The 2,463-nt window shown below is 41.7% G+C and carries 3 protein-coding genes and 1 pseudogene; 2 read left to right on the top strand and 2 right to left on the bottom strand.

All coding sequences use genetic code 11. From position 1 onward, the window contains the following. Positions 1 to 222: pseudogene (locus tag F6K37_RS38150) on the top strand (Npun_R2821/Npun_R2822 family protein); the annotation flags it as partial. A gap of 10 nt (positions 223 to 232) precedes the next feature. Further along, a complete protein-coding gene (locus F6K37_RS38145; RefSeq protein ID WP_008184340.1) occupies positions 233 to 1,153 on the top strand; it encodes an Npun_R2821/Npun_R2822 family protein in 921 nt (306 codons plus the stop codon). Positions 1,154 to 1,208: 55 nt separating this feature from the next. Here F6K37_RS38145 and F6K37_RS38140 read toward each other — a convergent pair whose 3' ends face one another. Next, the gene (locus tag F6K37_RS38140; protein WP_287256278.1) at positions 1,209 to 1,358 is read right to left on the bottom strand and encodes a QAALIT motif small membrane protein; all 150 of its coding nucleotides are present in this window, start codon (positions 1,356 to 1,358) and stop codon (positions 1,209 to 1,211) included. 336 nt (positions 1,359 to 1,694) lie between these two features. Beyond that, positions 1,695 to 2,463, bottom strand: a 769-nt coding sequence (locus F6K37_RS38135; RefSeq protein WP_287256276.1) for a PhnE/PtxC family ABC transporter permease, incomplete at its 5' end; no start/stop codon positions are given.

The following is a 2,463-nucleotide window of genomic DNA, read 5'->3' as shown; positions in this document are numbered from 1 at the left end:
AATCGGCTGACTTATCTTCATTACATTGGAATCAAGTCAAAAGTTTTCAATAAACTGTGTGCTGGGGATAATATTGACTTTCCCTACCGGGATATTTTCTTACATTACCGATATTATCATCAACCAGAGAAACGTCCTCAGTTTACCACTAAAGCTAAACCTTACAACCAGCCTCCTAGTTTAACCGCTCAAGTATTCAAGAAGTTAGGATTCACTCGTTGAGGCAGATTTTATGAATCGTGGAATTTACATCACTGCTAATGACCGGGTGATTGAGCAGTCTATTGCGTTACTAAATAGTATCCGCTGTTATGATAGCGATACCCCAATTGTTTTGATTCCCTATGATGACAATTATCAAAACGTCGTCCAAATTCTCCAAGAGTCCTATGGAGTAGAGATTTATCCAGATTTGGAGTTTATCGAACGCCTGTCTACTAAGCTACACGAAATTTTCGGGGAAGGATTTTTTGCTAGGCCGAATCAGTTCCGGAAACAGGCTTGCTGGTTTGGAACTTTTGATGAATTTATTTATATCGATACCGATATAGTTGTTTTTGAGAAGATAGCTGATAATCTTAACTACCTGGCTGACTATGATTTTATTTGCTGTGATTACCAGCATGTCGGGGGAATCACCAATGTTTTCACCCCTAAAGTTATTGAAGATAAGATTTTTAGTGAAGCGGAACTGAAGGATATCTTTAATGGGGGGTTTTGGGGAGCCAAGAAAAATAAGATTAGTGAAGAAACCTTATATGAAACCTTTGCTGAGTGTGCGGCTCATCCCGAGTACTTTGACTTTTCCCAGAAAACCTCCGATCAGCCGATTATCAACTATATGATATTGAAGCAGATGCACCACCGATTTAATATTGTGCGTAGACCAGGGGGAGCTCCAGGAAATTGGGCAGGTAGTAAACAATTTCAAACCCAAGGAGTACGACTTATTGATCCAAATTTGAATCAACCCCTACAATATCTACACTGGGCTGGTATTCGTATTCAGCCTGGTTGTCCTTACTGGGATATCTGGAAACATTACCGCTATTTGAATGAACCTATGCCAGAGGATGAGTCTTTGCAGACTAAAACTCAGAAGAGCTTATGGGAACAAATTACCAACAAATTACACAAATCACTGAAAAAATAAAGCGGATTTAGTCCTAAAAGGGTGACAAAAAGGATTAATGGAATAGTGTCAGATGTCAGTTTGATGGTAAGTGACTCACAACTTCCTCTGTCAGGTCTGATGCCGGAGGAGCAGAAGATGTTGAGTCGGTGCTGATTAAACCGAAATCTGAAGATAAATAAAGTACTAAGGTGAAGGTTATAGCTAAGATAAGTTTTTCTAACATTTTACACTCCTCTAGTAGCAACGTCATCTAGTAGTAACGTTATTAAGTAGTTACCCCTATCTTCAGTATCCTGAATTTTTCTTCGATCGTAGGTGATCCTGTGGTAATAGGGGTTGTGACAATTGTCATAAGGTCAGGTGACGTAAATCATCGACAAATAGTTTCTTTTGTGCGAATAAAAATAGCTAGAGAGTTGGTTCACTCAGAGATGGGGTGATGGGGTGATAGGGTGATGGGGTGATGCGGTGAAGTTAATTCAAGTTAATTCAAGTATGGGGAAGAATTTGGGAGATCAAGGATTTTGATATCGGTATAGTTGTGTCGAAATACTTTGTCCTAGTCATGGTTTCTCAAGTTTGTGAGAAATCTGGGGTTACTGGTTACCACTACACTGCTATAGTCAAAGCTACTCAATTGTTCGGTCAGCAACAGACCTAACCCTCCAGCTCCTACTAATCCGACCATGACAGTCTCCCGGATGCAGACTTCCCAGCGATAGAGGATATAAGCTAGGAAACGGGGCAAGTTAATCGGCAGTATTCCATAGAGAAACAGTAGCGTTCCCGGAGTTCCCTGGGCTTTCAAGGCTTCTAAAGGAGGCTTTTCCAGGTTTTCATTGGTTTCTGTCATTAATCTGCCTAGAATACCGAGGTTGTTTAATCCGAGTGCGATCGCACCAGGTAAAATTCCAGGAAACAGGACAAACAGGGCTACTATTGCCCAAATCGGTGCGGGAATGGCTCGGCAAAAGAGTAGGACTATCCGAGTTAGCACCAGTATTGTCCAACCTTGTACCGACGCAATAGTTAATGCCTTAGGATTGGGATTGAGCAATCCACCAGGAAGCAGAAAATTATGGGCTGCTGGAAAAGACAGCACCATCCCAGCAATACCAGCACCAGCAATCCCTAGTATCGACATGGCAAGGGTTTGGATGGAGAGAGTCAATAACTGTGGGAATTGCAATCCATTAATTTGTGGTGGAAATGACCCTTGGGCAATATCTCCCAAAAGTTCCTGAGTACGGGGAGACCAAAGCTTGCTGAGTCCGGGACTGACATACCAAAAGCTCAAAAAGCAAAGGCAGACTAAAATCAAAAGCACC

Source organism: Moorena sp. SIO4E2 (assembly GCF_010671945.1).
Taxonomy (GTDB): Bacteria; Cyanobacteriota; Cyanobacteriia; order Cyanobacteriales; family Coleofasciculaceae; genus Moorena; species Moorena producens.
The sequence above is the reverse complement of the archived record's forward strand: the minus strand, read 5'-3'. Positions and strand labels throughout refer to the sequence as shown.